1 protein-coding gene is annotated in these 294 nt (G+C 32.0%); it reads left to right on the plus strand.

The genetic code is table 11. The features are described 5' to 3' along the window. The coding region (locus HMPREF3027_RS09670; protein ID WP_210400672.1) for a hypothetical protein at window positions 1-294 on the plus strand (294 nt) is incomplete at both ends.

Genomic DNA, 294 nt, shown 5'->3' on the forward strand with positions numbered 1-294 from the left:
TTCAAAGAATTCGAACGCATTTTCCTAAATGTTCTTGAAGACAACGTGGATGTATTATTATTAAAAAAACATTATGGTGATCATTTTATAACAGCTCTTTATGACTTTTCATACTCTGATTACTATGTGTTTCCAGAGCAATTGGAGTCAGAAGAGGAGCTAGAAATATATCTACAAGAATTTGTAAAGTGCGTTCGATATCATGAGAATGTTATCTTCCCCTATTTGAGTGACATAACAAACATGGCGAAATATGTAGGAAGTGTACCTTTTGAAAGAAGCTTAGAAATTAAT

It is taken from the genome of Porphyromonas sp. HMSC077F02 (genome assembly GCF_001815465.1).
In the GTDB taxonomy this organism is placed as follows: domain Bacteria; phylum Bacteroidota; class Bacteroidia; order Bacteroidales; family Porphyromonadaceae; genus Porphyromonas_A; species Porphyromonas_A somerae.